Consider the following 26,069-nt stretch of genomic DNA (forward strand, 5'->3'; position numbering starts at 1 on the left):
TGAGGGATAGAGATGGCAGAGCATTCAATCGAGGCTGGGCTTTCGGCAGATTGTCTTCCTAAACACATTGCTGTGATTATGGATGGTAATGGTCGTTGGGCAAAAGCCAAAGGCAAAGCTCGGGTGTTTGGTCACAAGGCTGGCGTAGAAGCCGTGCGAAAAACAGTCTCTACTGCTAATCGTCTTGGTATAAAAGCTTTGACACTATTTGCTTTTAGTAGTGAAAACTGGCGTCGTCCCGAGGCGGAGGTTTCACTATTGATGGAGCTCTTCATGACGGTATTAAGTCGTGAAGTAAAAAGATTACATAAGAATAATATTCAATTACGTATTATTGGTGATAAGCGTCGTTTTAGTCAGCGCTTACAAGATAAAATTTCAGCGGCAGAGGAATTAACCGCTGACAATACCGGTATGGTATTGAACATTGCAGCAAATTACGGCGGGCAATGGGATATTTTAGAAGCGGCTAAAAAGCTAGCTCAGCAGGCGATTGATAATGAACTTGATCTCGCAACCGTAACGGAACAAGATTTAGAGTCAGGGCTCTCAACGTATGGGTTACCAGAGGTTGATCTATTGATCCGTACCAGTGGTGAGTGCCGAATTAGTAACTTTATGTTATGGCAGGTAGCTTATGCGGAGTTATTTTTCACAGAAGAGCACTGGCCTGATTTTGATGAATCAAGTTTATTGAATGCTGTTGCTTGGTTCGTGACTCGTGAACGCCGTTTTGGCTGTACTGGCGAACAAATACAAGCATTGTTAAAATAAGAGTTATTACTTTTCGCCAATGCACAGTGATGTGTGTTGGCGTTATTATTTACAGTAAATATGGCCTTTGCCTATACAATAATTATATAGAGGACGCAGTTTGCTAAAGCAACGAATTATTACCGCATTAATCCTCGCACCACTTGTTATTGCGGGGATCTTTTTCTTACCATTTCCAGCCTTTGTGGCAGCCATTGCGGCAATAACATTATTGGGTTTTTGGGAATGGACACAGTTTATTAATACATCATCTCGCATCCGTGCAATGATTCTACCTGTGATTGCATTAGGTGCTAGCCTAGTGTTATTACCAGTAGATACAGCGTCTCTTTCGGCGATGAGTAATGGGTTACATGGCATGTTATTAGTAGGCGGAATATGGTGGCTAATTGCATCTATATTAGCGATTACATATCCTAAAACTGATAAGTTATGGGCATCTAATTCTTTTGTTAAACAGATTTTTGGCTTGTTAACACTGCTCCCGTTTTTTTGGAGTATTTTAATGTTACGTGCTGTAGATTACAGCATCGATTCGTATCATGGTGCTAAACTTGTTCTATTGGTTTGTTTCTTAGTTTGGTCTGCAGATACTGGCGCATACTTTTCAGGTAAGCGTTTTGGTAAGCATAAAATGGCGCCAGCCGTTAGCCCAAATAAAACGATTGAAGGTTTAGTCGGTGGGGTAATTTTAGCTGTTATTATTACTTGGCTAATGGCCCAACTTCTTTCTATCCCGTTTGTCTCAATTTCAAGCTTGTTATCGATAGCTATTATTACTGTTGTCATCTCTGTGCTTGGTGATTTAGTTGAAAGCATGTTTAAACGTGCTTCTGGCGTTAAAGATAGCGGTAACATATTACCCGGACATGGTGGGATCTTAGATCGTATTGATAGCTTAACCGCAGCAATACCTGTTTTTGCATTACTTTATCTTTGGTTAATGTAAGCCACCTCTTTTCTAAGGCAGCCATTACGCTGCCTTTTTTGTAAATGTAAGTGATTTTATGCGTAAGTTAACGATCCTAGGAGCGACGGGCTCAATAGGTAGCAGTACTTTAAATGTCGTTGCTAAAAACCCTGAGCTATTTGAAGTAGTAGCACTTGCTGCTGGTTCAAATGTTGAAAAAATGTTTGCGCTTTGTCAGCAATGGCAACCGAAATTTGTCGCAATGTTTGATAGTAAGGCTGCAGCAGAATTGGCGACCTTATTAAAGCAGCAAGAAATTGCTACAACAGTGCTTACTGGTGAGCAAGGTGTTTGTGAAGTCGCAGCACTTGATGATGTCGACACTGTAATGGCGGCGATTGTTGGCGCAGCGGGTTTATTACCAACAATGGCTGCAGTGAAAAAAGGTAAACGTATTTTACTTGCTAATAAAGAAGCGCTGGTGATGACTGGGCAAATGTTCATTGATGCTTGTGAACAGTATGGCGCTGAATTATTACCTGTTGATAGTGAGCATAATGCAATTTTTCAATCGTTGCCGACCAATATTCAGCAGTGTATGGGACGTTGTGATTTATCAGCATCAGGCGTGAGTAAAGTGCTATTGACGGGGTCTGGTGGTCCGTTTCGATACACTGATATTGCAGAGTTAGATAATGTGACACCAGCGATGGCGATTGCTCATCCTAATTGGTCAATGGGGCCAAAAATCTCTGTGGATTCAGCCACAATGATGAATAAAGGTCTAGAGTATATTGAAGCGCGCTGGTTATTTAATGCCAGTCGTGAGCAAATGGATGTCATTATTCATCCGCAGTCTGTTATTCACTCAATGGTGCAATATAAAGATGGTTCTGTTATTGCACAAATGGGGTTACCCGATATGTGTACGCCGATTGCTTGTGCAATGGCATACCCAGAGCGTGTCGATGCAGGCGTTGCTCCGCTTGATTTTAGTCAAATTGGTGAATTTACTTTTATGAAACCAGACTTTGATCGTTATCCATGTTTAAAGCTCGCTATTGATGCGTGCTATCAAGGGCAAGCGGCAACAACGACGTTAAATGCTGCTAATGAAATGGCTGTTGCGGCATTTTTAGCAGGTGAAATTTGCTTCACAGATATTGCTAAAGTGAACCAAAAAGTGCTAGAAATAGCCGTGCTTGTTGAACCTCACAATATTGCAGAGGTAATGGAAATAGATAAACAAGCTCGTCAACTTGCTTCAGATGTCATCACCAAGGAATTTGCATGATTGAATTTATCCGCAATTTAAGTGCTTTTTTAGTTGCTCTAGGAATATTGATTGCTGTCCATGAATTTGGTCACTTTTGGGTTGCTCGCCGTTGCGGTGTATATGTTGAACGCTTTTCGATTGGTTTCGGTAAGGCACTTTTTCGTCGTAAAGGAAAAGACGGAACAGAATATACATTGGCAATGATCCCGCTGGGCGGCTATGTAAAAATGCTTGATGAGCGGGTAGAAGAAGTGCCTGCAGAAAAGCGTCATATGGCGTTTAATAACAAAAAACTTTGGCAACGAAGTGCAATTGTTGCTGCCGGTCCTTTAGCTAACTTTATTTTTGCTATTTTTGCATATTGGGTTGTGTATCTTATTGGGGTTCCTGCACTAAAGCCGTTTATTGGTGAAGTGGCTCCACAATCGATCGCGGCACAAGCAGGAATTACACCTGGAATGGAACTTAAATCTATTTCAGGAATCGAAACATCAGATTGGGAATCAGCCAATATGGCAATGGTTTCTCATATTGGTGATAAGAGCATGGTGATCACAGCGACAGAGCCTGACAGTAATGTCATCGTGACGCGCACTTTAGATCTATCTCATTGGTCTTATGATCCTGAGTCTCAGCAAGTACTAAAAACATTAGGTATTACGCCTTATCGGCCTAAAATTACGTTAAATGTCGCGCAATTGGTTGATAATAGTGCTGCAGTAGATGCAGGATTTAAATTAAATGATAAGATTGTAGCAATTGATAAAAAGCCTGTAACTGAATGGCAGCAGTTTGTTGATGCGGTGCGTACGCACCCTGAGCAACCGCTTTCAGTTGAAGTGTTGCGAGATGATGAACCAGTGATGTTATCATTAGTTCCTCGTAGCAAGGTTGAACCAGATGGTAATCAAGTTGGCTATGTAGGATTAGCACCTGCGATTGAACCGTGGCCTGAATCTTATAAAGTAAACTTGCAGTTTGGTCCAATTGAAGCTGCGGTTAAAGCAACAGAAAAAACTAAGCAATTAGTGACGCTAACTTTTGATATGGTCACTAAACTGTTTACAGGTGATGTTGCAATTAAAAACCTCAGTGGACCGATATCCATTGCAAAAGGTGCAGGAATGACCGCCGACTTTGGTCTGGTCTACTTTCTTGGATTTTTAGCACTGATAAGTGTCAATTTAGGTATAGTTAATTTGTTACCGCTTCCGGTGTTGGATGGAGGACATTTAATGTTTTTCGCCATTGAAGCTGTAACCCGTCGTCCTGTGTCAGAACGAATTCAGGATATTGGCTATAGAGTGGGATCAGCCGTTTTGGTTGCGTTAATGGCCGTTGCGCTATTCAATGATTTTACCCGTCTTTAATAATGCGTTTTTAGCAAGGAATAATCAGAACAGTAATGGCGATTAAAAAACTGTTGGTCGCATCGCTGCTTTTAACCAGTAGCGTTGCGCATAGTGCGGAAGATAAATTTGTAGTTGATAACATTCGTTTTGAAGGACTTCAGCGTGTTACGTTAGGTGCGGCATTGTTAAAAATGCCTGTCCGCGTTGGAGATACTGTTGATCAACAGGATATTTCAGAACTAATAAAATCACTTTATTCTTCAGGCAACTTTGAAAATATTCGAGTATATCGTGACGGTAATACGCTTCAGATCGATGTAACAGAGCGTCCTACTATTGCTGATATTACTTTCTCAGGTAACAAAGCAATCAAAGCTGAGCAGCTAAAAGAAAATTTAGAAGCATCAGGTTTGCGAGTGGGTGAAGCGCTTGATCGTACGACGTTACGAAAAATTGAAAAAGGGCTAGAGGATTTCTATTACAGTGTTGGTAAATACAACGCAACGGTAGAAGCTGTTGTTACGCCTCTGCCTCGTAATCGTGCTGATATTAAATTTGTTTTCACTGAAGGTGTGTCTGCAAAAATTAAGCAGATTAACATTTTAGGTAACCATGTTTTCAGTGATGACGAATTACGCAGCAAGTTTAAACTAAAGGACGATGTGCCTTGGTGGAACTTCATGGCGAATGAAAAATATCAGAAACAAGTATTACAAGGTGATTTAGAAACACTGCGCTCTCAATACTTGAATAATGGTTATTTGAAATATCGACTTGATGATACACAAGTGTCTATTTCTCCGGATAAAAAAGGCGTGTATATCACTCTTAAAATCCATGAAGGGCATCAATATAAAGTTAAGAATGTACAGTTCCGTGGTGATGTTGCAGGTCGCGTTGCTGAGTTCGATAAGCTGGTAACATTTAAGAATGGCTCTGTATATAACGGCGCTGCAGTTACATCGCTAGAAGAAGCGATTAAGCGTAAGCTTGGTGAAGAAGGTTACGCTTACCCGAAAGTAACGACATACCCTGAGTTTGATGATAAGACCAATGAAGTATCATTGGTTGTTAATGTTGAACAAGGCAAACGTATTTACGTTCGTAATATCGAGTTCCGTGGTAATACCAATACGAAAGATGAAGTTTTACGCCGTGAAATGCGTCAAATGGAAGGTACTTGGTTAAATGCGAAGAAGATTGAAACAGGTAAAGCACGTTTAAACCGAACGGGCTTCTTTGAAAATGTTGATGTACAAACGGTACGAGTACCTGGTTCTGATGATCAGGTTGACATTAAGTACAACGTGAAAGAAGCCAATTCTGGTAGTGTTAACTTTGGTGTTGGTTACGGTACTGAATCAGGTATTAGTTTCCAAGCCGGTTTAACTCAAGATAACTTCTTAGGTACGGGTAATCGTTTTGGTATCAATGCGATGACGAACGATTATTCGAAAAATATCAGTCTTGAGTACAATGATCCTTACTTCACGATAAATAACGTAAGCTTGGGCGGTAAGATTTACTATAACGAGTTTAAAGCTTCTGATGCCAATATCTCGGATTACACCAACCAAAGCTACGGTACAAGCTTAACGTGGGGCTTCCCATTTAATGAGTTGAACTACTTTAACTTTAGTTTGGGTTACGATCACAATAAGATTTCGAACACTCAAGATTATTACCAAATTCAGCAGTTTAAAAAGATTCATGGCTTTGATCTCGATAGCGATAGTGCGATCACCCTTGATGATTTTAGTTGGACATTTGGCTGGACACGCAACAACTTAAACCGAGGTTACTTCCCAACCTCTGGTAACCGCCAAGACTTCTCATTTAAGATGACAATTCCTGGTTCTGACTCACAGTACTTCAAAGCGCAGTACAACGTTCGTCAATACATACCATTAACAGAGAGCCAAGACTTTAGCTTATTACTACGTGGTAAGTTGGGTTACGGTAATGGCTACGGTAAAACGGATAATGGTAGCGATCAGCTAATGCCATTCTATGAAAACTTCTATGCCGGTGGCTTTAGTTCAATTCGTGGTTTCCGTTCAAATACTGTAGGTCCAAAAGCGGTATTTGTTGGTGGTTGTGGCGTTAATGGTCAAGGTAATAACAACTGTGCGACAGGTACTGATGATGCAGCAGGTGGTAATGCCATTGCGCTTGCAAGTATGGAGCTAATTGTTCCAACGCCATTTGCTTCTGGTGAGTTGAAAAACCAAATCCGTACCAGTTTCTTTGTTGATGCTGGTTCTGTTTGGGATACAGAATATAACCTGAATTATAAGAGCAGCGATGGTCAAAAACTGGCAAATTACTCAGATCCAGGTATGATCCGCGCTTCTGCCGGTGCAGCTTTACAGTGGATGTCGCCAATGGGTCCACTTGTATTCTCGATTGCGAAACCAATCAAGAAATATGAAGGGGATGATGAGGAATTCTTCACATTCACTATTGGCCAGACATTCTAATTTTGAGGAGAGAACTTTTGAAACAATGGATTAAAGCAGCAAGTCTTGGCTTGGTAATTCTATCTTCGTCTATGTACGCAAATGCAGCGGAAGCTGCTCAAAAAATTGGTTACGTATCTACTGGTCAAGCAATGTCTGAGTTAGCTCAGCGTTACAAGGTTCAAGAGAAGTTAAAGAAAGAATTCAGTGGTCGTGTTGCGGCTCTACGTTCTATCGAAACTAAGATGAAGACCAAGATTGATAAATTGAAGCGTGATGGTGAACTAATGAGTTCAGATCAACGTCAAAAGCTTCAACGTGAGCTTGCTCAACTTGATTCTGATTACAAACTAAAAGCACAAGCACTTGCTGAAGATCAACGCCGTCGTGGTATGGAAGAAGAGCAGAAGCTTGTTAAGAAAATCCGTACAGCGATTGATACAGTAGCAGAGAAAAACGGTTATAACATCGTGCTAGATGCACAAGCTGTTTTATTCGCAAATAAGAAAGATGATCTTTCTTCTAAAGTGATTGCTGCGGTAAAATAATCAGTAATATGAAGCAATAATGATTGGTATATCGTTATTTTCACGATATACCAGTTTTTAGTGTATCTAACAGCCACTTTTGTGGCTGTTGTTACAATAGGTATAAGGTAAATATGGCTGCAATCACACTTGCTAAACTAGCTGAAAAATTAGGTGCAGAGCTTCAAGGCGACGGCTCGGTGGAAATTCATTCTATTGCTGGGATGAGCAAGGCAGTGGAAGGTCAAATAACGTTCCTTTCTGATAGCAAATACCGTAAGCAACTTGCTGATTGCAAGGCTGATGCAGTAATGCTACGAGAAGCGGATGTCGAATTCTTCCAAGGTAATGCACTGGTTGTAAAAGATCCTTACTTAAGCTACGCATTAGTTGCACAACTATTAGATACAACGCCAGCAGCAGCAACCGAGATAGCGGCATCTGCATTTGTAGATCCAACGGCTACGCTTGGTCATAACGTTGCTATTGGCCATAACGCAGTGATTGAAGCGGGTGTTACCTTAGGTAATAACGTGCAAATTGGTGCAGGTTGTTTTATCGGTAAAAATGTGGTCATTGGTGATAACACTAAATTATGGGCCAATGTCACTATCTACCACAATGTAAAGTTAGGTAGCGATTGTTTAGTGCAATCAAGCACGGTTATTGGTGCCGATGGTTTCGGTTATGCGAATGATAAAGGTGAGTGGGTAAAAATCCCTCAACTGGGCTCTGTGCGTATTGGTAATCGTGTCGAAATTGGTTCATGTACGACGATTGACCGTGGTGCACTCGATGACACCATTATTGAAGACAATGTGATCATTGATAACCAAATGCAAATCGCCCATAACGTGCAGATCGGATATGGTACAGCGATGGCGGGTGGTACAATTGTCGCTGGTAGCACCAAAATTGGTAAATATTGTATTATTGGTGGTGCATCAGTATTAAATGGCCATATCAACATTGCTGATGGTGTAACCATCACTGGTATGGGTATGGTAATGCGAAGTATTGAAGAAAAAGGCATGTACTCTTCAGGTATTCCATTACAAACAAACCGCGAATGGCGTAAAACTGCAACGCGTGTTCATCGTATTGATGATATGAACAAACGTTTAAAAGCTGTTGAAAAAGAACTCGCAGCGAAAGGTAAGTAAGTTTTTACGTTTAATTGATGTGCCTACCTTGTGTAGGCCGTTTTGCATTGATATTGAATATTATTTTATTCTTTCTAATACAGGTATTTAGTTTTGACCAGCGAAAATAAGACGCTAAACATCACAGAAATTCAGGAACTGCTTCCTCATCGTTATCCTTTCTTAATGATTGACCGTGTTACTAATTATGATGAAGGCAAAACGTTAACAGCAATCAAAAATGTTTCTGTCAATGAGCCTCAATTTACTGGTCATTTCCCTAATATGCCGGTATTTCCAGGTGTAATGATTTTAGAAGCGATGGCACAAGCAACAGGTCTACTTGCATTTAAAACCTTTGGTGCACCTGCTGAAAATGAACTGTACTACTTTGCAAGTATCGATAAAGCAAAGTTTCGTAAGCCTGTAGGTCCTGGTGATCAGCTTATTTTAGATGTTGAATTTATCAAAGAGCGTCGCGGTATTGCGCTATTTAATGGCGTAGCAACAGTTGACGGCGAAGTGGTATGCTCAGCTGAACTTAAATGTGCACGACGAGTATTCTCATGATCCATGAAACCGCACAAATTCATCCGTCAGCAGTGATTGAAGACGGTGTAAAGATTGGCGCTAATGTCAAAGTTGGTCCCTTCACTTATATTGCCACTGATGTTGAAATTGGTGAAGGCACTGAAGTGATGTCACACGTTGTGATTAAAGGTCCAACGGTGATCGGTAAAGACAACCGTATATTCCCATTCGCCGTGATCGGTGAAGAGTGCCAAGATAAGAAATATCAAGGCGAAGCAACACGTCTTGTGATTGGTGATCGCAATGTGATCCGTGAAAGTGTTCAAATGCATCGCGGTACAGTACAAGATAAAGGTGTGACTATCGTAGGTAGTGATAACCTTTTCTGTGTCAATGTACATATTGCGCATGATTGTGTTGTGGGCGATAACATTATCATGGGCAATAACGCGACATTAGCAGGTCACGTAACAGTTGAAGATTACGCGATTATTTCTGCACTATCGCCAGTACACCAATTCTGTACTGTCGGCGCACATAGTTTTATCGGCGGCGGCTCTATTGTTGTTCAAGATGTGCCACCATTTGTAATGGCGCAAGGTAACCACGCGAAACCGTTCGGTATTAATATCGAAGGCTTAAAGCGTCGTGGTTTTGAAAAACCAGAATTACATGCTATTCGTCGTGCATATAAAGAAATTTACCGTTCAGGTAAAACGCTAGCTGAAGTAAAACCTGTACTTGAAGAAATGAGTAAAGATTATCCTTCAATTGGCTTATTCCTGAAACTATTTGAAAACTCGACACGCGGTATTATTCGCTAATGACGAAGCCACTTCGAATAGGAATTGTCGCCGGAGAAATCTCCGGCGATATTTTAGGTGCAGGTTTTATTAAAGCTGTTAAAGCCAAATACCCAGATGCTGAATTTGTTGGTGTTGCAGGTCCTCGTATGCAGGCAGAAGGCTGTGAAGCGCTGTTTGATATGGAAGAGCTCGCGGTGATGGGGATTGTTGAAGTATTAGGTCGCTTACCTCGCTTATTTAAGGTCAAAGCAGAGCTTGTTAAATACTTTAGCGATAACCCGCCAGACGTTTTTGTTGGTATAGATGCCCCTGATTTTAACTTACGCCTAGAAAAAGATTTAAAAGAAAGCGGTATTAAAACCGTGCATTATGTCAGCCCATCGGTATGGGCATGGCGCCAAAAGCGTATCTTTAAAATCGAAGCTGCCACCAACCTTGTGCTTGCTTTCTTGCCATTCGAAAAAGCGTTTTACGATAAGTTTAATGTGCCTTGTGAGTTCGTCGGGCACACCATGGCAGATGCTATTCCATTGCAAACCGACCAAGGTGCTGCACAAACATTATTAGGCTTAGATCCTGATAAACGATGGCTTGCGGTATTACCCGGTAGCCGAGGTAGCGAAATGGAAATGCTCGCGCCACCGTTTATCGAAACGTGTAAAAAGCTTAAGGCTAAACATCCTGATTTAGGTTTTGTCGTTGCACTGGTTAATCAAAAACGTCGAGCACAATTTGAGCAAGCGTGGCAACAAACGGCACCGGATCTTGATTTCGTGCTGGTGGATGATACTGCTCGTAATGTAATGATTGCTTCAGATGCTGTATTGCTCGCATCGGGTACAGTTGCATTAGAATGTATGTTAGTGAAGCGTCCGATGGTGGTGGGCTATAAAGTGAAACCATTAACGGCGTGGCTGGCTAAGAAAATGCTTAAAACTAAGTATGTTTCATTGCCAAATATTCTCGCAGATGAAGAGTTGGTCACCGAGCTTTTACAAGAAGATTGCACGCCAGAGAAGCTCTATCATGAAGTGGATAAAATGCTATATGGTGACACTTCTGAGCTGATGTTGAAATTTGAGCAGATGCATAAAACCATTCGTTGTAATGCTGATGAGCAAGCAGCAAATGCCGTCCTTGCCTTGATTGATAGAGCGTAAAATGGCTGAGAAAAAAGAGTTTGAACCTTTTGTTTACCCGCAAGCAAATTGTATTGCTGGGGTGGATGAAGTCGGTCGTGGGCCATTAGTTGGCGCAGTGGTGACTGCGGCTGTGATTTTAGATCCGAATAATCCCATTGAAGGTTTAACGGATTCTAAAAAATTGACCGAGAAAAAACGCAATTTGTTGTTTGATGAAATCAAAGAAAAAGCGTTGTCTTGGTCATTAGGTCGTTGTGAAGCGGACGAAATTGATAAGTTGAATATCTTGCAAGCAACGATGGTTGCGATGCAGCGCGCAGTAGCAGGCTTAAGTGTAAAGCCAGATTACGTACTTATTGATGGTAACAAAGTACCTGAATTACCGATGGCGGCACAGGCTGTGGTGAAAGGGGATTTACGTGTTGCAGAGATCAGTGCCGCGTCCATTATTGCTAAAGTGACCCGTGATCGTGAAATGGAAATATTAGATGCTGAGTTTCCGCAGTACGGTTTTGCTAAACATAAAGGTTATCCAACCAAAGCACACTTTGAAGCATTAGAGCAATACGGCGCAATAGATCAGCATCGTAAGAGCTTTAAACCCGTAAAGCGAGTATTGGGTTTAGACTAAACGATTTTTCTTTTTACAGACTAATGGCATAGCTATTCGCTATGCCATTTTTTTGTTTGCTCAATACCTCTCATACCTTGTTTCAGGTATAATTTTCATAATTAAGTTACGTAATAAATTAGGTTGTCATGGCAGAACCACGTTTTATCCACCTTCGTGTTCATAGTGATTATTCGATGATTGACGGTTTGGCGAAAGTAAAGCCAATCGTTAAAAAGGCATCAGAACTTGGTATGCCTGCACTCGCAATGACAGACTTTACTAACCTATGTGGTTTAGTGAAGTTTTACTTTGCTGCTCATGATGCCGGAATAAAGCCAATTATCGGTGCTGATTTCAAAGTACAGTCAGCAGAGATGGGCGATGAACTATTTGAACTCACCATTCTTGCTGCCAATAATGAAGGTTATAAAAATCTTACGTTATTGATTTCTGAAGCCTACCAACGAGGTCATGTACAGCATCAGCCTGTTATTGATAAAGAGTGGCTCGTGAATCACCGTGAAGGGCTTATTATCCTATCCGGTGGTAAAAATGGTGACGTGGGTAAAGCTTTATTAAAAGGCAACCAGAACATGGTTGATAGCTTGGTTGCTTTTTATCAAACCCATTTCCCAGATAGTTATTATTTGGAATTAGTACGCACAGGGCGTGCTGATGAAGAAGCCTACCTTCACTTTGCGATTGAGCTGGCAGAAAAAGCCGATTTACCTGTTGTCGCTACCAATGATGTTCGTTTACTCACTGCCGATCAGTTTGACGCACATGAAATTCGCGTTGCTATTCATGATGGCTATACCCTTGTCGATCCCAACCGTCCGAAACTTTATAGCGCACAGCAGTATCTTCGTAGTGAAGAAGAAATGTGCGAGTTATTTGCTGATATCCCAGAAGCACTACAAAACTCAGTTGAAATCGCAAAGCGTTGTAACGTAACCGTTCGATTAGGTGAGTATTTCTTACCTAATTTCCCAACGGGTGATATGACAATTGAGGACTTCTTGATTGTTAAATCCAAAGAAGGACTCGAAGAACGTTTAGAATTTTTATTTCCCGATCCAGAAGTGCGTGCTGCTCGTCGTCCTGAATATGATGAGCGTCTAGATATCGAATTAAAAGTTGTTAACCAAATGGGATTCCCAGGTTACTTCTTGATCGTAATGGAATTCATTCAGTGGTCGAAAGATAACGATGTACCAGTAGGCCCAGGCCGTGGTTCAGGTGCGGGCTCATTGGTTGCTTACGCGCTGAAAATCACCGATCTAGATCCGCTGGAGTTTGACTTACTTTTCGAGCGATTCTTGAACCCTGAACGTGTTTCCATGCCCGATTTCGATATCGATTTCTGTATGGATAAGCGTGATTTGGTTATCGATCACGTGGCTGAAATGTATGGTCGTGATGCGGTATCACAGATCATTACGTTCGGTACCATGGCAGCCAAAGCGGTTATTCGAGATGTTGGTCGTGTGCTAGGTCACCCGTATGGTTTTGTTGATCGCATTTCAAAGTTAGTGCCAGCAGAGCCTGGGATGACACTCGCCAAAGCGTTTGATGCCGAACCTCAATTAGGTCAAGCCTATGATGCGGATGAAGAAGTTCGCGACTTGATTGATATGTGTCGCATTCTTGAAGGGGTAACGCGTAACGCAGGTAAACACGCTGGTGGTGTGGTTATCTCGCCAACAACCATCACCGACTTTGCTCCCTTATATTGTGATGCAGAGGGTAATAACCCCGTTACTCAGTTTGATAAAAATGATGTTGAAACTGCGGGTTTAGTTAAATTCGACTTCTTAGGTTTACGTACATTAACCATTATTGATTGGGCATTAGCGCTAATTAACCCACGTTTGGTTGAACAAGGCAAAGAGCCTATAAATATCGCCGCGATTCCAATGGATGATCCTAAATCCTTTGCGATGTTGCAGCGTTCAGAATCAACCGCGGTATTCCAGCTCGAATCCCGTGGTATGAAAGATCTGATCAAACGTCTTCAACCCGACTGTTTTGAAGATATGATCGCTCTGGTGGCACTATTTCGTCCCGGTCCGCTCCAATCAGGCATGGTAGATAACTTTATTGACCGTAAGCACGGCCGAGAAGCGGTGTCTTATCCTGATGAAAAATGGCAGCATGAGTCATTAAAAGAAATTCTCGATCCGACTTACGGCATTATCTTGTACCAAGAGCAGGTAATGCAGATCGCGCAGGTGCTGGCGGGTTATACCCTTGGCGGCGCGGATATGCTTCGTCGTGCGATGGGTAAGAAAAAGCCTGAAGAAATGGCGAAACAGCGAGCCGTGTTCGAAGAGGGCTCGATAAAAAATGGCGTCGATGGCGAGCTATCAATGAAAATCTTTGACTTGGTAGAGAAATTTGCCGGTTACGGATTTAACAAATCGCACTCAGCCGCCTATGCATTGGTGTCTTATCAAACCTTATGGTTAAAAGCACATTACCCTGCCGAATTTATGGCAGCGGTAATGACAGCCGACATGGATAATACGGACAAGATCATTAGCTTGGTTGACGAATGTCACCGTATGAAGCTAAAGCTGCTGCCGCCGGATGTTAATAAAGGTCTATATCGTTTTAATGTTGATGAAGACGGTGCCGTTGTTTACGGTATCGGTGCGGTAAAAGGGGTCGGTGAAGGCCCGATTGAAAATATTATTAGTGCCCGTGAAAAAGGTGGCCACTTTAAAGATTTATTTGATTTCTGTGCCCGTATTGATACTAAAAAAGTCAATAAACGTGTCTTAGAGAAACTGATTAAGTCGGGTGCGATGGATCGTTTAGGGCCTAATCGTGCAGCGATGCTGGCAACTTTAGATGATGCGATAAAAGCCGCGAGTCAGCACCACCAAGCCGAAGCCTTTGGTCAAGCCGACATGTTTGGCGTATTAACGGCCGCCCCTGAAGAAGTTGAGAATAAGTATGCTAATATCCCTGAAGCACCAGATAAAGTCTGGTTGGAAGGGGAGCGTGAAACATTAGGCTTATACCTAACAGGTCACCCTATAAATGCGTATCTCTCAGAATTAAAACATTACACCACATGGCGTTTAAAAGATGCGCAGCAAACAGGACGTGATAAGGTAGCGTCTGTTGCTGGGCTTGTTATTGCCGCCCGTGTAATGACAACCAAACGTGGGACCAGAATTGGTTTAATGACGCTTGATGATCGTTCAGGTCGAATGGAAGTCATGCTATTCTCTGATGCCTTAGATCGTTATATTGATCTGCTTGAAAAAGATAAAATTGTGGTGATATCAGGACAGGTCAGCTTTGATGATTTCAATGGTGGCCTTAGAATGTCTGCACGTGAAGTGCTCGATATATCAGAAGCGAGAGAAAAGCATCTCCGTGGTCTTGCTATATCTGTAACAGAACAGCAGATTGATGAGCAGTTTTTTGCCCGTTTCAGCCAAGTGTTGGAACCACACAGAGCAGGTACTGTGCCTGTTAATGTGTACTATCAGCGCTCGAATGCCCGTGCCAAACTCACTTTAGGAACAGAATGGCGAATAACGCCAGCCGATCAATTAATATCGGATCTAAAAACACTCCTAGGTGATAAGCAGGTCGAGCTTGAGTTTAATTAAATGCGCTTAATGTTTATGATAGGGTAGTTAAGTCCCTATCATCATCATAAGCAAAAGGATTTTAAGTGGTATGAGCCTGAACTTCCTCGAGTTTGAACAACCGATTGCAGAGCTAGAAGCAAAAATTGAAGCATTACGTGATGTATCTCGTCGTGATGAGTCTAATTCGGTTGATCTAGAAAAAGAAATTGAGCAACTAGAAAAGAAAAGCCTAGAGCTTACCAAGAAAATCTTTGGTGATCTTGGTGCATGGCAGGTTGCGCAACTCGCACGCCATCCTCAGCGCCCATATACTTTTGATTATGTCGAGCACATGTTCGAAGAGTTTGATGAATTGGCAGGCGATCGCGCGTTTGCTGATGATAAAGCGTTAGTCGGTGGTATTGCCCGTATTGATGGCCGTCCTGTTATGGTGATTGGTCATCAAAAAGGCCGTGGTACGACTGAGAAGGTGAAGCGTAACTTTGGCATGCCTAAACCAGAAGGTTACCGTAAAGCATTACGTTTAATGAAAATGGCAGAGCGCTTTAATATGCCTGTGATTACCTTCATTGATACAGCTGGTGCATATCCTGGTGTCGGCGCTGAAGAGCGTGGTCAATCAGAAGCTATCGCGATGAACCTAAAAGTTATGTCTGGCTTGAAAGTGCCTGTTATCTGTAATGTGGTGGGTGAAGGCGGCTCTGGCGGCGCATTAGCGATCGGTGTGGGTGATTGCGTTAATATGCTGCAATATTCAACCTACTCTGTTATTTCACCAGAAGGTTGTGCATCAATCTTATGGCGTGATTCAGACAAAGCACCGCAAGCGGCTGAAGCAATGGGTATGACAGCTCCTCGCTTAAAAGAGTTGGAGCTGATTGATAACATCATTGAAGAGCCGCTGGGTGGCGCTCACCGTAATGTGTTACTAATGGCAAATACATTAAAAGCACAACTTAAGGCAACATTGGCTGAACTGGATGAATTAGATACTGAGACGTTACTTGAACGTCGTTATCAGCGTCTAATGAGTTATGGTTACTGCTAAAAAGTTGGTGTAACGTTTAGTAAAAGGTCAGCAATTAAGCTGGCCTTTTTTGTTTTTCCCATTTAGTGCTTTGATAGGCTGCGATAGACTATAGTTTTCTCTTAATGTTGAAAGATATCATGTTGTATTCTGCTTTTTGTCGTCAATTATTGACTCATCTCCCTGCAAGCAAACGGTTTGTTCTTGCTTTTAGTGGTGGGCTCGATTCTCGTGTACTGCTTGATTTAATAGCGCGATTTATTACACAAAATCCAGAATATAGCTGTCATGCCGTTTATGTACATCATGGGTTAAGCACTAATGCTGATATATGGGCTGATAAGTGTGTGGTTTGGGCTAAAAGTGCCGGCATTAGCTGTGATGTTGAACGTGTAAAAGTGCTAACAGGAAACCGAATTAGCCTTGAGCAAGCTGCACGAGAAGCGCGGTATAACATTTTAGCGCAACACGTCAACATGGGTGACATGCTATTAACCGCTCAACACAGTGACGATCAGATTGAAACTTTTCTATTGGCATTAAAGCGCGGGAGTGGCCCTGCTGGATTAGCAGCGATGCCAATGATACTCCCTTTTGCTAAAGGGACGCATTTAAGACCATTACTCAATATTACTCGTGCTGATATTGAGCAATACGGATTGGAGCACAAACTCTCTTGGGTTGAAGATGAAAGTAACCAAGATGAGCGTTATGATCGCAATTTTATTCGCCATCAAATAACGCCTCGACTAGTTGAACGTTGGCCAAGTATTCATAAATCAGTCGCACGAAGTAGCGCATTGTGCGGTGAACAAGAAGCATTACTAGCTGAGTTATTAGCCACCCAACTTGCTCAAGCGATCCAAGCTGATGGTAGCTTACTGCTTGCTTCTGATGTGACTCAACGTGTCGGTATGGCGTTAATTCGTCAATGGTTAAAAAAACAATCAGTCTTAATGCCATCGTTAGCACAGCTTGAACAGATTTGGTTTAACGTAGTTCAGGCAAAAGAAGATGCGAATCCTAAACTGTGTTGGGCAAATGTTGAAGTGCGTCGCTATCAAAAGAAGTTATATTTACTGCGGCAGTGGGATGATATTAGCCAGTGGAAAAACAATATTGATTTAGATTCTCCTTGCCAGCTACCGCAAAACTTAGGGACGCTGGTTTTAAGCCAAGAGGGTGATTATCCTTTATTAAGACAGCCTGAATCTGATGAGTCTATAACCGTGCGCTTTCACTATCAAGGTGATGCTATAAAACCTGTAGGGCGATGTGGCAGCAGAAAATTAAAAAAACTTTATCAAGAATATAATGTGCCAAGTTGGTTACGCAGCCGTACGCCTCTTATCTTTTATGGCGATAAACTTGCTGCTGTAGCGGGGTATTTTGTCGTCTCTGAGTTTTCTGGTCATGATATTACGATTGCTCTTAATTCTTAAAAAAGACAAATAGGGCATTATTTTCCTAGTAAGTTCAAGCACCCTATCTTTCATCGAAATATTATTTACTTTGCACCGTAATATATTATTTATTACGGTGTTTTTTATGCTTTTAAATCATGTTTTGTGAAGAAGGATATATAGCTAATTTTTATTATGTTGTTTTTTTAGCCTGCTTAGTAACTTTTTATTGCGATAAAATACAAAAGGTATTAGTGTACTAGTCTACTGATACGATAGTTGGAAGGGAAAGAAATGAGCAAACCATCGACACTTGGCGGAGCGTGTATTATTGCAAGCGTTTGTGTAGGCGCGGGCATGTTAGGTTTACCGAGTGCTGGGGCGGGTGCATGGACATTCTGGAGCGTTATTGCAATATCTTTAACCATGGTTATGATGACATTATCAGGCTGGTTATTATTAGAAGCGCTTAAGCATTATGATTTTAAAGTGTCTTTTAATACCATCACAAAAGATGTACTTAATACTAAAATTAATATTATTAATAATCTGTCATTATACTTTGTTGGTGGTATCTTGCTTTATGCCTATATTTCATCATCAGGTATGATTTTTAGTAATATATTAGGGGTTGATAGTAAGTTAGCTTCTATTTTATTTGTCGCAATCAGTTCAACCTTTGTTCTGCACTCAACGCGTGCGGTTGATCGTATTTCTATTTTACTGATTGTTTTTATGTTGGTGAGTTTCTTAATTGGAATTTCAGGACTAGCGACGCATATCAAAGTTCCTGTTTTACTGGATACAACTCACTTACATGCCAGCTATTCTCCTTATGCGTTAGCACTATTACCTATAGCATTAACTTCTTTTGGTTACCACCATTCGGTGAGCACAATGCGCGACTATTACCGCGATGAATACCAAGCTAAAAATGCGATTCTAGGTGGCACATTTATCGCGTTAGGTTTCTATTTAGTGTGGGTGATTTGTATTTTTGGCAACTTACCTCGTGATGCATTTGGTCCTGTGGTTTCGGCTGGTGGTGGTATTGATGCTTTAACGCAAGCACTTGATAGCGTTATTGACTCAAACAGCATTAAACAAGCAATCCGTATTTTTTCGATTGCCGCTGTTGTTTCTTCGTTTATCGGAGTTGGTTTGGGGGTTTTTGATTATTTGGCCGATTTATTTGGCTTTGAAGATTCAAAACAAGGACGCTTGAAGACGTGGGCTATCACTTTCTTACCACCGCTGATCCTTTCATTATTTGCACCACTGGGTTTCTTGTCTGCGATTGGTTTAGCCGGTGCTGCTGCAACGATTTGGGCGTGTATTATTCCTGCTTTATTAGCGAAAAAGACTCGTCAATGCAAAGAAAAGAAAGATGGGTTTGTTGTGCCTGGCGGTAATGTGACGGTATATGTTGTGATTGGCTTTGGTGTGGTGACCGCAATCTTCCACATTATGGCGATGGCAAATTTACTGCCGATCTTTAAAGGCTAATACGGGTTTAACCTAAAAATAAAACGGAAGCTTTAAGCTTCCGTTTTTTGTTTAGCGAAATTGTTTAACTTCAGGCAAGTATTCAAAGCCAGCACTTGCAAGTTTATCGATCAGCTTTTGGCGATCAATCTCGTAGAATTTAACGAGTTCATCGAGATCTTGAAAGTCATCACGGATCTTCATGTTGACAATACTCATTAACATGATGGGATCCATGCTTTCAAATTTAGCTAAATCCATTATTTGTCCTCATGATCACTGATTAATAAGTTTGCTGCAGCAAACGCTGCACGCTCACGGACTTCAAGCGGTAAATTAGTATCTTCGGCAATATCATTGAAGGTTTTAATTGCACAGCTAATAGCCGCAGGAATATAACCTTGATCACCACTACCAATTTGCGCGTAAGTTGCTCGGATAAGCTCACAGCATTGATAAATTTGCATCATTCATCCTTTCTAGAAAGTATTCGAAGAGAATGTAGGGGCTCACTTCGAATATACTCACTATTAACGTGGATCATCATAGCGTTAAATAAAATAAAAACGTAGGATTTATGGTGCTTAGCGCAACGAGATGATTATTTATTACGCTTGTGATGATAAAGTTTACGATCGGCACGTTCAATTAAAGACAGCATAGAATCACCTTTATTAAAGGTCGCTGTGCCATAAGAAAATCCAATATTTAAGATACCCAAGATAGGGCTTTGTTGAATATATTGGTTGATCCGTGATACCACTTTTATTTCAGAGCGAGCACTGGCAGGTTGAAGTAAAATAATAAATTCATCACCTCCAATGCGATAACAACGATCTGAAGTGCGCGTTGCAAACTTCAGTGCATTAGCAAAATCTTTAATGACTTTGTCGCCATCAAGATGACCAAAGTTATCATTCACTTGTTTAAAATTATCTAAGTCACAAATAAACAGTACCAACTCCACATCTCGTTTTTCGCTCATCGCAATAGCATGATGAATATCTTGCTCAAAACACATTCTATTACATAGCCCTGAAAGTTTATCTTTCAGTGCCATATGTTTTACTTTTTGATATTCAATCGCATTAAATAGAGGGCCTGCAAATAAACGGTGGTAGGTATGTAATAGGCTTATTTCGTCGTTATCTAACGGATAAAGAGTGGAGTAATGAAGTGAGCCTAAAGAGTTATCACCAAAGCGTAAAGCAAAGCTGTTTTGATGAGGTGTCGGTTTTCCTTGGCGGATCAATGTTGTAGTTTCATCAAGGGTCCAGACTAAACGAGCGATATCAATTTGTTTATCTAGCTCTCTGCAGAGAGGTTGAAATAACGCTTGGATCTCCAGCTTCCCTTGAAGTTTTTGCAGGATCAACAGACGTTGATCCGCAGCTAAAGGTTTTTGCTTTAGCTTAGGGGAAGGTGAGGAATGAGATCGATTAAATAAAGCCTGTTCCATTACGACAAGATCAATAACTATTTGATTTGTCACTATAGGGCATATTTTGAGCAGATCAATGATAACGGCAAGATTGTAACGGATATTTACTGTTACATAAAAAAATGGGAGTGAGTAAAATGTTTTTTTAAAATAAAGAATAGAAAAAAAGCTGCCATAACGACAGCTTTTTCAATATGTTATTAGCTTTTTACTTAAGCCATTTTTTGCTTAATAAACGCAACAACATCATTTACCGCAACGGCTTCTTTGATACCTGTGCGACGGTTTTTATATTCCATCTCACCGTTTTCAAGGCTACGGTTACCAATAACGATAGTATGTGGAATACCTAGTAGTTCGTGATCTGCAAACATTACGCCAGGGCGTTCTTTACGATCATCAAACAGTACTTCAATACCAGCAGCAGTTAGATCGGCATATAGCTTCTCTGCCGCTTCTTTTACTTCTTCTGATTTCGCCATGTTCATAGGAACAATAGAAACGTGGAATGGTGCAAGCGCATCTGGCCAGATAATGCCGTTTTCGTCATGGTTCTGTTCGATAGCTGATGCCACAACACGTGATACACCAATACCGTAACAACCCATTTCTAGAATGGTGTTTTTACCGTTAGCATCTAGCACGCCACAGTTCATCTTCTCAGAGTATGTATTACCCAGCTGGAAGATGTGACCCACTTCGATACCACGTTTTAGCATCAATGTACCTTGGCCACATGGGCTTGGATCACCTTCAACTACATTACGTAGATCTTCAACGCGATCTAGCTCAACGTCACGGCCCCAGTTGATACCAACATGGTGTTTACCATCGATGTTTGCGCCTGCAGCAAAATCGCTCATTACAGCAACAGTACGGTCAACGATAAATGGAAGCTCAAGACCGACAGGACCTAGTGAGCCAGGACCTGCGTTAACGAACTGGCGAATTTCTTCTTCAGTTGCCATTTCAAGTGGAGAAGCAACCCAGTCTAGGTTTTCAGCTTTAATTTCGTTTAATTCGTGATCACCACGAACCAATAGCGCTACGATAGGCGCATCGATTTCATCAGAAGCTTTAACAAATAAGGTCTTGATCGTTTTCTCGATAGCAATACCGTGTTGCTCAACTAACTCATCGATAGTTTTCGCATTAGGTGTATCGATAACAGACAGTTCCACTGTTGGTGCAGCACGATCGTGAGCAGGGGCTAGTGCTTCTGCTTTTTCGATGTTTGCTGCGTAGTCAGATTCAGTTGAGAATGCAATTAAGTCTTCGCCGCTTTCTGCTAATACGTGGAACTCCTGAGAGCCATTACCACCGATTGCGCCAGAGTCGGCCCATACTGGACGGTACTCAAGACCCATGCGATCGAACGCTTTACAGTAAGCGTCGTGCATTGCATCGTAAGACTTTTGTAGACCTTCTTTGTCAATGTCAAAGCTGTAAGCATCCATCATGCAGAATTCACGTGCACGCATTACGCCGAAACGTGGACGACGCTCGTCACGGAATTTAGTTTGGATTTGGTACAGGTTCAACGGAAGTTGCTTGTAAGAGCTTACTTCGTTGCGTACTAGGCTTGTGATCACTTCTTCTGCTGTTGGGCTAAGCACAAACGGACGAGTATGGCGGTCAGTAAAGCGAAGTAGTTCAGGGCCCATTTTTTCTGAGCGGCCTGTTTCTTCCCATAGTTCAAACGGCTGAACAACGGGCATCAAGGTTTCGATTGCGCCTGCATTGTCGATCTCTTGGCGAACGATGTTTTCGACCTTACGCAGAACACGCAGACCTGTAGGTAGCCAGGTGTATAGACCTGAAGCCAGCTTACGGATCATACCTGCACGTAGCATTAGCTGATGGCTAATAACTTCTGCGTCGTTTGGAGTCTCCTTCAGAGTAGAAAGAAGATAATTACTGGTACGCATTGATGGTATCCGTTGATTAATTAGATTAAAAAAGAAGGGATAAATCCCGCCCGTCAGTGATCTGACGATAGCCGAATATCTTACCAGCCTACACGCTATTCGCCAAAGATAACTGTATAAGATCTGCTATTGATTAACTTTCTCGATCTGATTAACGGTTATTTGTTGCTCTGTTACTGAGAAGTGAACATTAAAATCAAATAAATGCACCGCATATTGTTTTGGATCTGGCTTACCTTTCTTATAAGCAGGACGTGGATCTTGCGCTAAAATTTCACAGATCACGGTTTGATAATAGCTTTTGTTTTTTGCTGGTAGTTGATTGAGCGCTGTTTCACTAAAACACACGGGCATTAGATCCGGTGTGTTAGAAGCAAATCCACCTTGTGCTTGTGGCAAGCTGTCTGAATAAGGGATATAAGGCTTAATATCGATAATAGGCGTACCATCAACGAGATCAACACCACCGAGTTCAATGATCACATTACCGTTTTCATGGCGAATGCCTTTTAATTCGACCGCAGACATGCCAATGCCATTGGGGCGGAATGTGGCACGGCTAGCGAACACACCAATGCGTTCATTACCGCCCAATCGAGGCGGTCTAACGGTTGGGCGCCATCCGGCATCTAAATTCTGATCAAACAAAAATAATAACCACAAATGACTAAATTGCTCTATGCCTCTTACCGCTTCTAATGAATTTGCAGCACCTTGTAAAACAATTTCAGAACGCGCACTTGGCACTAACCCAGGCTGCCGAGGAACAGCAAATTTTTCTTTATAGGGAGAGTGGATAATGCCGATAGGTTCGATGTTATAAGACATGGAATGAAGCCAATTAAGAAGCCAAAAGAGCTAAGAATATAGCATAAAAAAGGGTAGGTGCTGAGACCTACCCGATAAGTACATGGTTAGTAGAAAGGAGGGATTACCAACCTTTTACCACACCACCATTAAAGATATTTTTCGCAGAGTTATATACATCTTCAGATTGGTACGCTTGAACAAATTTCTTCACGTTTTCCGCATTCACATTATCTGCACGAGACACAATCAGGTTGACATATGGTGATTCTTTATCTTCTACAAACACACCGTCGCGCTCAGGCGTTAAGTTAATGCTACTTGCGTAAGTGGTATTAATAACAGCCAGTGCCACATCATCTAAAGAGCGTGGTAATTGTGCTGCTTCTAGCTCAACAATCTTTAAGTTTTTCGGGTTTTCAACAATATCTAATACTGTAGCAGTTAAACCTGAACCGTCTTTTAGTTTAATTAGGCCTTGCTGTTGAAGAAGTAAGAGTGAACGACCAAGGTTGGTAGGATCGTTTGGTACTGCCACTTTATCGCCGTCTTTTAGCTTATCAACAGATTTGATTGAGTTTGAGTAACCTGCAATTGGGTAAACAAATGTATTCCCCGCTACCGCAAACTTGTAACCGCGATCTTTAATTTGCTGATCAAGATATGGTTTGTGTTGGAAAGCATTAGCATCAATAGAGCCTTCTTCTAATGCCGCATTCGGTGATACGTAATCAGTAAAAGAAACTAACTCTACATCCAAGCCATATTTTTCTTTTGCTTGTTTTGCAGCAACTTCAGCAACTTGCTCTTCGGCTCCTGCCATGACGCCAATTTTTACCTTGCTATTATCAACTACGGCTTCTTTTTCACTACAGCCTGTTAGTGATAGGGCTGCAGCAACACCTGCAAGAGCAAAAACATGTTTTAGATTAAACGCCATACAACTTCTCCTTAAAATGGGGTTTTCCTTAAAGTGTTTTGATTATCGATGATCAACACGTTTTACGAGGTAATCACCGACAGATTGAATAATTTGGACCAGTACTATTAGAACGACGACTGTGATAGCCATGACGGTGCCATCGAAACGTTGGTAGCCATAACGAATACCGACATCACCTAAACCGCCACCGCCAACCGTACCCGCCATCGCGGAATAACTGACTAAGGTAACAAGGGTGATCGTTACCGCATTGATGATGCCTGGTAATGCTTCTGGTAATAGCACTTTCTTAATGATCTGTAGTGGTGTTGCTCCCATAGATTGTGCTGCTTCCACAAGGCCTGATGGAATTTCTAACAATGCCCCTTCAACTAAACGAGCAATAAAAGGAATTGCTCCTACAGCAAGAGGAACTATCGCCGCAGCAGTACCAATTGAGCTACCTACGACAAAGCGGGTAAATGGAATGATCGCAACCAGCAGAATAATAAAAGGAATAGAGCGGCCAATATTAACGATAATGCCAAGGATGTTATTAACAACGGTATTTTCTAATAAGCCATTTTTCTTCGTTAAGTGAAGGGTGACACCCAAAGGAATACCAATAACAAAACCAATTAGCCCTGATACAAACACCATGGTTAATGTTTGTCCTAATGCTTCAATCAGTAAATCAATCAGGCGGGTATTTTGTTGCCACCACAGGGTTAAATCATTAAGCGACATAGCCAAGCACCTCAACATTTACTTTATTTTGACGTAGAAAATTGACCGCATTCTCAACAGAGTCTTGATCACCAAAAAACTCTGCTAACATCAGTCCAAATTTTACTCCTCCCGCATAATCCATATCCGAGCTGAGAATACTGATATCTAAACCAAACTTACGTGTTACTTGGCTTATCAGTGGCGCATCAACAGAAGCACCGGTGAACTCTAAACGAATAAGAGGGTATGAGTTTTCAACTTGTGTTGGCGTCATACGAGCTTGGTAATCAGCTGGAATCGACAAATCCAATGTTGAACGAATAAAGTCTTTGGCTAATTCGGTGTTGGGGTGTGAGAAAATATCACCGACTGATCCCTGTTCAACTAATTTACCGTCACCAATAATTGCGACCTCACTACAGATACGCTTCACGACATCCATTTCATGGGTAATAAGCAAAATAGTTAGGTTTAGCTTTCGGTTAATTTCTTGCAGTAGCTCCAGAATCGAATGCGTGGTGGCAGGATCTAATGCACTGGTGGCTTCATCACAGAGTAACACTTTGGGATCAGAGGCTAACGCACGAGCAATCGCGACACGTTGCTTTTGTCCACCACTTAAATTTGCTGGGTAGCTTTGGTGTTTATCTTCAAGACCGACTAAAGCCAGTAACTCTGTCACTTTTGTTTTTATTATCGCTTTATTGGTATTGGCTAATTCAAGAGGCAAAGCAACATTATCAAAAACTGTGCGAGATGAAAGGAGATTAAAATGTTGGAAAATCATGCCTATTTTACGACGAGCCAAAGTGAGTTTTTGGTTCGATAGAGTAGTAAGATCGATACCATCGACAATCACTTGACCATTAGAAGGGCGCTCTAACAAATTAACACAACGAATGAGGGTACTTTTCCCTGCACCGGATGAGCCAATAACCCCAAAGATAGTACCTTGCTTAATTGTAAGGTTTATATCGCTTAATGCGTTTATAGCCTTATCGCCTTGATAGAAGACTTTATTGAGTTGCTTTATTTCTATCATTGAACGTCCTGCTCCTAGATAAAACTATTGTATGATCTTGAAAAACTATTGTATAAATTTATGGTTATTTGTTTTATTAGGGTTAAATAAGTAACTAACCTGAAATTGTGATGCTATGTTCTATTACAAAAGCTGTCAATAGCTA

General features: G+C 41.5%; 23 protein-coding genes. 15 read left to right on the forward strand and 8 right to left on the reverse strand.

Annotated features, from left to right (window positions below):
- Positions 1-12: 12 nt before the first annotated feature.
- From C9J40_RS17125 to C9J40_RS17195, 15 genes are all read left to right on the forward strand, one after another.
- Positions 13-774 carry an isoprenyl transferase gene (locus C9J40_RS17125; RefSeq protein ID WP_107207722.1) on the forward strand — a complete coding sequence of 254 codons (762 nt, stop codon included), beginning with the start codon at positions 13-15 and terminating at the stop codon, positions 772-774.
- A 100-nt stretch (positions 775-874) separates the two neighbouring features.
- A complete protein-coding gene (locus C9J40_RS17130) occupies positions 875-1,723 on the forward strand; it encodes a phosphatidate cytidylyltransferase (RefSeq protein ID WP_107207721.1) in 849 nt (282 codons plus the stop codon).
- A gap of 58 nt (positions 1,724-1,781) precedes the next feature.
- Positions 1,782-2,978 carry a 1-deoxy-D-xylulose-5-phosphate reductoisomerase gene (ispC, locus tag C9J40_RS17135; RefSeq protein WP_107247519.1) on the forward strand — a complete coding sequence of 399 codons (1,197 nt, stop codon included), beginning with the start codon at positions 1,782-1,784 and terminating at the stop codon, positions 2,976-2,978.
- Complete coding sequence (rseP, locus tag C9J40_RS17140; protein ID WP_107247520.1) at positions 2,975-4,330, forward strand: sigma E protease regulator RseP; 1,356 nt, start codon at positions 2,975-2,977, stop codon at positions 4,328-4,330. Before ispC ends, rseP begins: the two co-directional genes overlap by 4 nt.
- Before the next feature lie 35 nt (positions 4,331-4,365).
- Complete coding sequence (gene bamA, locus C9J40_RS17145; RefSeq protein ID WP_107207718.1) at positions 4,366-6,792, forward strand: outer membrane protein assembly factor BamA; 2,427 nt, start codon at positions 4,366-4,368, stop codon at positions 6,790-6,792.
- 17 nt (positions 6,793-6,809) lie between these two features.
- Positions 6,810-7,319, forward strand: coding sequence for an OmpH family outer membrane protein (locus C9J40_RS17150; RefSeq protein ID WP_107207717.1), 510 nt, complete (start codon positions 6,810-6,812; stop codon positions 7,317-7,319).
- Positions 7,320-7,432: 113 nt separating this feature from the next.
- The gene (lpxD, locus tag C9J40_RS17155; protein ID WP_107247521.1) at positions 7,433-8,461 is read left to right on the forward strand and encodes a UDP-3-O-(3-hydroxymyristoyl)glucosamine N-acyltransferase; all 1,029 of its coding nucleotides are present in this window, start codon (positions 7,433-7,435) and stop codon (positions 8,459-8,461) included.
- 93 nt (positions 8,462-8,554) lie between these two features.
- Entirely contained in the window at positions 8,555-9,010 is a 456-nt protein-coding gene (gene fabZ, locus C9J40_RS17160) for a 3-hydroxyacyl-ACP dehydratase FabZ (RefSeq protein ID WP_005371673.1), read from the forward strand.
- The gene (lpxA, locus tag C9J40_RS17165; RefSeq protein ID WP_107207715.1) at positions 9,007-9,795 is read left to right on the forward strand and encodes an acyl-ACP--UDP-N-acetylglucosamine O-acyltransferase; all 789 of its coding nucleotides are present in this window, start codon (positions 9,007-9,009) and stop codon (positions 9,793-9,795) included. Before fabZ ends, lpxA begins: the two co-directional genes overlap by 4 nt.
- On the forward strand, positions 9,795-10,937 hold the full coding sequence (gene lpxB, locus C9J40_RS17170; protein ID WP_105060854.1) for a lipid-A-disaccharide synthase: 1,143 nt from the start codon (positions 9,795-9,797) through the stop codon (positions 10,935-10,937). Before lpxA ends, lpxB begins: the two co-directional genes overlap by 1 nt.
- A gap of 1 nt (position 10,938) precedes the next feature.
- A complete protein-coding gene (gene rnhB / locus C9J40_RS17175; RefSeq protein WP_107247522.1) occupies positions 10,939-11,550 on the forward strand; it encodes a ribonuclease HII in 612 nt (203 codons plus the stop codon).
- Positions 11,551-11,678: 128 nt separating this feature from the next.
- Positions 11,679-15,158 carry a DNA polymerase III subunit alpha gene (gene dnaE / locus C9J40_RS17180; RefSeq protein WP_107207713.1) on the forward strand — a complete coding sequence of 1,160 codons (3,480 nt, stop codon included), beginning with the start codon at positions 11,679-11,681 and terminating at the stop codon, positions 15,156-15,158.
- A 70-nt stretch (positions 15,159-15,228) separates the two neighbouring features.
- A complete protein-coding gene (accA, locus tag C9J40_RS17185; protein WP_006647122.1) occupies positions 15,229-16,188 on the forward strand; it encodes an acetyl-CoA carboxylase carboxyl transferase subunit alpha in 960 nt (319 codons plus the stop codon).
- Between the two features lie 104 nt (positions 16,189-16,292).
- Complete coding sequence (tilS, locus tag C9J40_RS17190; RefSeq protein ID WP_107247523.1) at positions 16,293-17,609, forward strand: tRNA lysidine(34) synthetase TilS; 1,317 nt, start codon at positions 16,293-16,295, stop codon at positions 17,607-17,609.
- 255 nt (positions 17,610-17,864) lie between these two features.
- A complete protein-coding gene (locus C9J40_RS17195; RefSeq protein WP_107207711.1) occupies positions 17,865-19,076 on the forward strand; it encodes an aromatic amino acid transport family protein in 1,212 nt (403 codons plus the stop codon).
- Between the two features lie 51 nt (positions 19,077-19,127).
- On the opposite strand, the gene C9J40_RS17200 is transcribed toward C9J40_RS17195, so the two are convergent.
- The 8 genes from C9J40_RS17200 to metN form a co-directional block, all read right to left on the reverse strand.
- Positions 19,128-19,316, reverse strand: a complete 189-nt coding sequence (locus tag C9J40_RS17200) for a DUF4250 domain-containing protein (RefSeq protein ID WP_107207710.1) — start codon at positions 19,314-19,316, stop codon at positions 19,128-19,130.
- Positions 19,316-19,522, reverse strand: coding sequence for a YaeP family protein (locus tag C9J40_RS17205; protein ID WP_107207709.1), 207 nt, complete (start codon positions 19,520-19,522; stop codon positions 19,316-19,318). Before C9J40_RS17205 ends, C9J40_RS17200 begins: the two co-directional genes overlap by 1 nt.
- Before the next feature lie 134 nt (positions 19,523-19,656).
- Complete coding sequence (locus tag C9J40_RS17210) at positions 19,657-20,514, reverse strand: GGDEF domain-containing protein (RefSeq protein ID WP_107207708.1); 858 nt, start codon at positions 20,512-20,514, stop codon at positions 19,657-19,659.
- Between the two features lie 194 nt (positions 20,515-20,708).
- Complete coding sequence (locus C9J40_RS17215; RefSeq protein ID WP_107207707.1) at positions 20,709-22,424, reverse strand: proline--tRNA ligase; 1,716 nt, start codon at positions 22,422-22,424, stop codon at positions 20,709-20,711.
- A 126-nt stretch (positions 22,425-22,550) separates the two neighbouring features.
- Positions 22,551-23,252: a tRNA (N6-threonylcarbamoyladenosine(37)-N6)-methyltransferase TrmO gene (gene tsaA, locus C9J40_RS17220; protein ID WP_107247524.1), complete on the reverse strand. Its 702-nt coding sequence runs from the start codon at positions 23,250-23,252 to the stop codon at positions 22,551-22,553.
- 103 nt (positions 23,253-23,355) lie between these two features.
- Positions 23,356-24,171 carry a MetQ/NlpA family lipoprotein gene (locus C9J40_RS17225; protein WP_107247525.1) on the reverse strand — a complete coding sequence of 272 codons (816 nt, stop codon included), beginning with the start codon at positions 24,169-24,171 and terminating at the stop codon, positions 23,356-23,358.
- Between the two features lie 42 nt (positions 24,172-24,213).
- Complete coding sequence (locus C9J40_RS17230) at positions 24,214-24,900, reverse strand: methionine ABC transporter permease (protein WP_107207704.1); 687 nt, start codon at positions 24,898-24,900, stop codon at positions 24,214-24,216.
- A complete protein-coding gene (metN, locus tag C9J40_RS17235) occupies positions 24,890-25,924 on the reverse strand; it encodes a methionine ABC transporter ATP-binding protein MetN (RefSeq protein WP_107247526.1) in 1,035 nt (344 codons plus the stop codon). The genes C9J40_RS17230 and metN overlap by 11 nt, the downstream gene beginning before the upstream one ends.
- Positions 25,925-26,069: the final 145 nt, after the last annotated feature.

The organism is Photobacterium sp. GB-72, from assembly GCF_003026095.1.
GTDB lineage: Bacteria > Pseudomonadota > Gammaproteobacteria > Enterobacterales > Vibrionaceae > Photobacterium.